This is a genomic window from Carboxydocella sporoproducens DSM 16521 (assembly GCF_900167165.1).
Classification (GTDB): domain Bacteria; phylum Bacillota.
In genome coordinates this window covers 173,531-180,082 of record NZ_FUXM01000001.1, presented here as the reverse complement: position 1 = coordinate 180,082, position 6,552 = coordinate 173,531, and the positions used below count along the sequence as shown (strand labels likewise).

The window sequence follows — 6,552 nt, the reverse complement described above, 5'->3', positions numbered from 1 at the left end:
GGGACAAGCTACCGGTTCTCAGTCAAAAAGGAGACTGGCTGCAGGTCAAATTTGGCAAACAAACAGGCTGGGTTTTTAAAAGTCTGGTTAGTTATAAACTAGCTCAGCCGGAGGCAAAACCGGTTAACCAGGCTCCGGCTGCCGTGCAGAAAACAGTTTATGTAATCGCTACTACCGTCAATCTGCGGACTGGCCCGGGCACTAACTACGCCAAAGTAGGGGTAGCCAGACAGGGGCAGGAATTAAAGGTGGTCGCCCAGCAAAAAGCCAGTGACGGCAAGATATGGTACAAGCTGGCTAATAACGCCTGGGTAGCAGGCTGGCTGGTGCAGGAAAAACCGCAGGTAACGCCTGTCAGCAGTCAACCTCAGGACAAACCTGAGCCGGAACCGGTGCCAAACCTGCCGCCAGCTGAGCAGGGCCTTTATATTGACATCAGGGCCATTAAAGAAGGGGATGGCACCAGGATTAAGGTTTATGCCAACAGCTCTGTTACCGATCAGGTAGTGCTGGAGAAACAGGATAGACAGTGGAAAGTGATACTGCCAGGGGCGAAATTGCTCAATCCTTTCGATGGGGCGGGACAAAGCTGGCCCGGGCTGGAATTACTCCAGGTCCAGCAGCTGGAAGATGATGCTGCTGGGGTAGTGCTGACAGCAGTATATAGCAGTGTTTATGCTCCGGTGCTGATTCCCGGTCAGGATGGGCGCAGCCTGGAGATTCTGGTAGGTCTGGGCCGTCTGCAAGGACGCACGATTGTGATTGATCCAGGTCATGGTGGTACTGACCCCGGTGCCATCGGCGGGGTGCTGAAGGTTAAGGAAAAGGATGTAAACCTGGCTATCGCCCAGCGGGTACGGCGGTATCTGGCGGAAGAAGGGGCCCAGATCATCATGACCCGGGAAGGGGATACCTACCCAACCCTGGCGGAACGCTATACCCTGGCCAACGACCAGCAGGCCCAGCTCTTTGTGAGCATCCACGCCAATTCCAATACTAGCAGCAGTGTTTATGGTTCTGCTACCTATTACAACAATGAAAACCGGACTTCTGAGGAAATTGCTGCCCGTCTCAAACTAGCGCAACTGATTCAGGAAGAGATTTTGAAAATCCCAGAGCGCAAGGCCTTTGGAGCCAATAATGGCGTCTGGCTGGACAGCAGGGGCCTGGCGGTTTTGCGCGGCACCAGGATGCCCAGTGTGCTGGTAGAAACGGCCTTCCTCAGCAATCCTACCGAGGAGCAGCTCCTTAATGATCCCGGTTTTCAGGACCAGATAGCCCGGGCCATTGCCCAGGGAATAATTCGCTATTTCACGGAATAAGGGTTCATCAGCACCTCTGTGCAGCAGAGGTGTTTTCTTTTATTTTTGGTGCATATTATATTCAGAAAAAATTTTGCAGTTAGCAGGAAAAAGCCATAGACTTGTCGAATTGGACTAATACATTAGTCCAATGCTCCATTAGAAAGGTGGTGAAGGAATGAACCTGAAAATTGAAATAGATCGCAAGTCTGGAGTACCGATCTACATACAGCTCAAAGAAGGAATCAAGCGTTTGATCGAGACCGGCTACTGGGAAGCGGGTCAGAAGATTCCCACCGAGCGGGAACTGGCGGAAATGCTCAATATCAGCCGCAATACCGTCAGCATGGCCTATAAAGAGCTGGAGGGGGAAGGGATTCTGGTTTCTACCCAGGGTCGGGGGACGTTTATTACCGATTCTGATGCTGTTCTGCGCCAGGAGGGGCGGAAGGAGCGGTTATTGCGGATAATCGATGTGGCTCTGGAAGAGGCGGCGGAAATGGGCTTTTCCCTGGATGAATTTGTGGCCATTGCCCATGTGCGGGCCCGGGAGAAGAAAGAGATGCTGGCCCGCATGAAAATCGCTTTTGTGGAATGTAACCGGGAACAGCTGGACTATTTTAGCCGGGAAATGCATCTGGGTATGGGGATTACCATCCTGCCCATCCTGCTTGAGGATTTTCGCCGCCAGCCGGCAAAAATCAATCAGGTGCTGGAAAATGTCGACCTGGTGGTCTCTACCTTTTTTCATTTGCAGGAAGTCAAGCAACTGGTGGCCGACAAGAAAAAGACGGTGCTGGGCATCGCTCTGAATCCGGAGATTGAAACGATTGTCCGCATTGCCCGCTATCCCCAGGGTAGTAAACTGGCTATTGTTTGCCTCTCCGAGACTTTTGCGGCTAAAATCAGAGCGGCCCTGAAACAGGCCGGACTCAATCATTTGCAGCTGCTAACATCAATAAGTCATGACGAGGCTGAATTGACTGCTCTCCTGCAGGACGTGGATGCAGTGATTGTTTCTCCCAACCGGAAAAAGGAGATTCAGACACTGGCTCCCCGGCTGGATGTCATTGAAATGAGGTTTTTACCTGACCCTGAAACTATCAATGTAATAAAATCGGCTTTACTGGAGCTTAAAGATAAATAGAGGTGATTGTTGTGGATAAATTTGCCCCCATAGGTGTATTTGATTCTGGAGTGGGCGGCCTGACTGTTGTCAGGGAGCTGTTGAAACATCTGCCAGCAGAAAATGTGATTTACTATGGAGATACCGCCCATGTCCCCTATGGGTCAAAAACCAGGGAACAGTTACTGGCTTATGGCCGCGGTATTATGGAGTATCTGACTGCTGCCGGAGTAAAACTGGTGCTGGTGGCCTGTAATACCAGCTCTTCTTTGACCCTGGAGGCTCTGGCGGCGGAATTTCCTGTCCCGATGATCGGCATGATCAAACCCGGGGCCAAAGCGGCAGCAGCAGCCAGTAAAAACGGGAAAATTGGAGTGATTGCTACAGAAGCCACCACCCGCAGCCAGGCTTATCCGGCGGCGATCAAAGCTCTGCGGCCCGAGGCGGAGGTGCTGGGGCAGGCTTGCCCCAAATTCGTTCCGCTGGTGGAGAGTGGTCGCTTTGATACAGAGGAAACGGTTGAGGCGGTGCGCGAATATGTCCTGCCCTTACTGGCAGAGGGCATAGATACTCTGGTTTATGGTTGTACCCACTATCCTTTCCTGGAGCCGGTGATTCGCCGGCTGGCAGACAGTAACCTCACCCTGGTGGATCCGGCCCAGGCAGTGGTGAGGGAAGCGGAGCAGCTGCTGGCCAGCAGAGGACTGGCAGCAGAAGGGGGGCAGGGTCAATATCGCTTTGTGGTCAGCGGGGATCCCCTGCAATTTCAGCGTGTAGGAAAAATTCTGCTGGGAGATATTATAAAACAGGTGGAAAAGGCAGACAGGTAACGGGGAGGATTCAGTCATGGCAAGAAAAAACAATACCCTGGTTCTGGGGGTAATAGGTGCTGATGTTCACGCTATTGGCAACAAAATTCTGGACCACGCTCTGACCGCTGCAGGATTTAAAGTGGTAAACATAGGGGTAATGGCCACTCAGGAGGAGTTTATCAATGCCGCCATTGAGACCGATGCCGCCGCTATACTGGTGGGTTCGCTGTATGGGCATGGTGAGCTGGACTGCCGGGGGTTAAGGGACAAGTGTATTGAAGCCGGGATTGGGGATATCCTGCTTTATGCTGGTGGTAACCTGGTTGTAGGTAAACAGGATTTCGCTTCGGTGGAGGCGCGCTTCAAAACGATGGGTTTTAATCGCGTTTATCCACCGGGCACATTGCCGGAAGTGGTAATTCGAGACCTCCGGCAGGACTTGGGGGAGGGAGAATCCAATGACAGCGAGGGCCCTCTTGGTTGATTTCGGCAGCACTTACACCAAGGTAACGGCAGTAGACCTGGAAAAACGGTGTTTACTGGGAACGGCCAGAGCCTTTACTACCGTTCAGGAGGATATTAATATCGGTTTGACCAGGGCCTGTCGCCAGCTGGGTGAAGAGCTGGGAGAAGATCCGCTGACTTACCCCCATAAACTGGGCTGTTCCAGTGCAGCCGGGGGTTTAAAGCTGGCGGCAATCGGACTGGTACGGGAATTGACAGTGGAAGCGGCCCGCCTGGCTGCCCTGGGGGCTGGAGCGCGGCTAACCCATGTGTTTTCCCGTTTTCTTACTCCGCAGGATGTGGAACAAATGGCTGCTACACCTCCTGATATTATCCTGCTGGCCGGAGGAACCGATGGAGGAAACAGGGAGACGATCATTGCCAATGCCCACACTCTGGCTGCCGGCTCTTTACGGGTACCGGTGGTGGTTGCTGGCAATAAAGTGGCAGCGGCTCAGGTGGCGGAGATTCTCAGCCAGGCCGGTTTTCCCGTGCGGGTGACGGAAAATGTTATGCCAGAACTGAATCAGCTCAATGTGGAACCGGCCCGGGAAACCATCCGGGAAGTCTTTCTGGAACGGATTATTGCCGCTAAAGGGCTGGATAAGGCAGAAACATTGCTGGGGATTGTAATGCCTACCCCGGCAGCAGTATTACAAGGAGCGCGGCTGCTGGCAGAGGGGACTCCAGGCCAGAGGGGCTGGGGGGAGCTGCTGCTGGTGGACATTGGCGGGGCCACTACGGATGTGCATTCCATTGCCGAAGGGGGGCCCAGCAAGCCGGGAGTTAACTGGAAGGGTTTACCGGAGCCTAAAGCCAAGCGCACAGTTGAGGGTGACCTGGGCATGCGTTATAGTGCCGAGGCCCTCTGGGAAGCAACCCCCAGGGCCCTGTTGCTAAAGCTATTTAGAGAAAAATGGCAGGAAGGTCAGGAATATGTACGGAAAGTACACCAGCAGCCTGATTATCTGCCGGTAAATGAACAGGAATGGGAGTGGGATACGCTGCTGGGCTACCTCTGTGCCCGCCTGGCCACTGAACGGCATGTGGGGCAGCTGGAAACAGTTTACACTCCTTTTGGGGCGACCTTTGTCCAGTATGGCAAGGATTTGACCCAAATCGGGCATGTCATCGGTACCGGCGGGGTGCTGGTCCATCATCCCCGGCCCCGGCGGATTCTGGAAGGAGTACTGTTTGAACCGGAACAGCCCATGTTGTTGAAACCCATGCAACCGCGCCTGTGGTTGGATCAGGAGTATATTCTGGCAGCGATGGGTCTGCTGGCTGAAATAGATGAAGAGGCGGCCATGACTATCATGACGGCCGGACTTAGAGAAATCTAGGAGGGGTAAGTGTGGAACTTGTGAACAAAAAGCTGGACTTAGAACAGTTTTGGGCTGAACGGCAGGAAGTATTGCAGTCCTGGCCTACCGGACGCGGAGTAGATCTGGAAGAAGCTATTGCCTATCATAAACAGTTACCGGCCAGCAAGGTGATGGCCAAAAAACTGGCTCAGGGCAAGCGGGAAGGAATTACCTTTGCCCAGCCCCGGGCCGGAGTAGCTCTCTTGCATGAACACATAGAGCTGTTGCGTTATTTACAGGACGAAGGCGGGGCGGATTTCCTGCCCACCACCATTGATTCCTATACCCGGCAAAACCGCTATAAAGAGGCGGAAACAGGAATCGAGGAGTCCCGGGCAGCAGGTCGCTCCATGCTCAATGGCTTTCCGGCAGTCAATTACGGGGTAGATGCCTGCCGTAAAGTGGTGGAAGCAGTGAATGTGCCGGTACAGGTTCGGCACGGTACTCCTGATGCCCGCTTGCTGGCGGAAATTACGCTGGCTGGAGGTTTTACCGATTTTGAGGGTGGCGGTATCAGCTATAATATTCCTTATTCCAAAGATATGCCGCTGGAAAAGTCTATCCGTTACTGGCAATATGTTGACCGCCTGGTGGGATATTATGAAGAAAATGGGGTCAGCATCAACCGGGAGCCTTTTGGGCCTTTAACCGGTACCCTGGTGCCTCCCAGTATATCCCATGCGGTGGCTATTATTGAAGCCTTACTGGCAGCCGAACAGGGGGTTATGAACCTGACCCTGGGCTATGGACAATGTGGTAACCTCTATCAGGATGTAGCGGCCATAAGGACCCTGGCCGAACTGGCAGAGGAATATCTGAACCGCTTTGGGTACAGTGGTCGGCAAATCACCACGGTGTTCCACCAGTGGATGGGCGGCTTCCCGCAAGATGAAAGCAAAGCCTTTGGTGTCATCTCCTGGGGCGCTGTTACTGCCGCCCTGGCCAGAGTTAATAAGGTAATTGTTAAGACTCCCCATGAGGCGATGGGAATTCCGACCAGGGAAGCCAATGCCGCCGGGCTCAAGGCCACCAAACAGGTACTGAACATGCTCAAGGATCAGAGTTTGCCCCTGACCAGTGAGCTGCAGCTGGAAATGGAGATGATTCGCAAGGAAACCCGGGCCATCCTGGACAAGACCCTGGAACTGGGAGAGGGAGACTGGGCCGTTGGGGCCGTACGGGCCTTCAAGGCCGGTGTAATCGATGTACCTTTTGCCCCCAGTCGCCACAATCTGGGCAAGATTTTGCCGGCCCGGGACAATCAGGGGGCGGTGCGTTTCCTGGATTTCGGCCAGTTGCCTTTTGATGCGGAAATCCGGGCCTTCCATCAGGAGAAAATTGCTGAACGGGGCCGTAAGGAAAATCGCCAGCCCAGTTTCCAGATGGTAATCGATGATATCTATGCCATTGGTAAAGGCATGCTGGTAGGCCGGCCCAGATAGAAA

Annotated in this window: 6 protein-coding genes; all 6 read left to right on the top strand. The window is 53.6% G+C overall.

Annotation, left to right across the window (positions count from 1 at the left end; all coding sequences use genetic code 11):
* Positions 1–1,322: N-acetylmuramoyl-L-alanine amidase (locus B5D20_RS00880; RefSeq protein ID WP_078664328.1), on the top strand; the 1,322-nt coding region annotated here is incomplete at its 5' end.
* A gap of 157 nt (positions 1,323–1,479) precedes the next feature.
* Positions 1,480–2,448 (top strand): GntR family transcriptional regulator, encoded by a 969-nt coding sequence (locus tag B5D20_RS00875; RefSeq protein ID WP_078664327.1) that lies wholly within the window; start codon positions 1,480–1,482, stop codon positions 2,446–2,448.
* Positions 2,449–2,459: 11 nt separating this feature from the next.
* Positions 2,460–3,257, top strand: coding sequence for a glutamate racemase (gene murI / locus B5D20_RS00870; protein WP_078664326.1), 798 nt, complete (start codon positions 2,460–2,462; stop codon positions 3,255–3,257).
* Positions 3,258–3,273: 16 nt separating this feature from the next.
* On the top strand, positions 3,274–3,723 hold the full coding sequence (gene glmS, locus B5D20_RS00865; protein ID WP_078664325.1) for a methylaspartate mutase subunit S: 450 nt from the start codon (positions 3,274–3,276) through the stop codon (positions 3,721–3,723).
* The gene (gene glmL, locus B5D20_RS00860) at positions 3,698–5,086 is read left to right on the top strand and encodes a methylaspartate mutase accessory protein GlmL (RefSeq protein WP_078664324.1); all 1,389 of its coding nucleotides are present in this window, start codon (positions 3,698–3,700) and stop codon (positions 5,084–5,086) included. The genes glmS and glmL overlap by 26 nt, the downstream gene beginning before the upstream one ends.
* A gap of 11 nt (positions 5,087–5,097) precedes the next feature.
* Positions 5,098–6,549 carry a methylaspartate mutase subunit E gene (locus tag B5D20_RS00855; RefSeq protein ID WP_078664323.1) on the top strand — a complete coding sequence of 484 codons (1,452 nt, stop codon included), beginning with the start codon at positions 5,098–5,100 and terminating at the stop codon, positions 6,547–6,549.
* Positions 6,550–6,552: the final 3 nt, after the last annotated feature.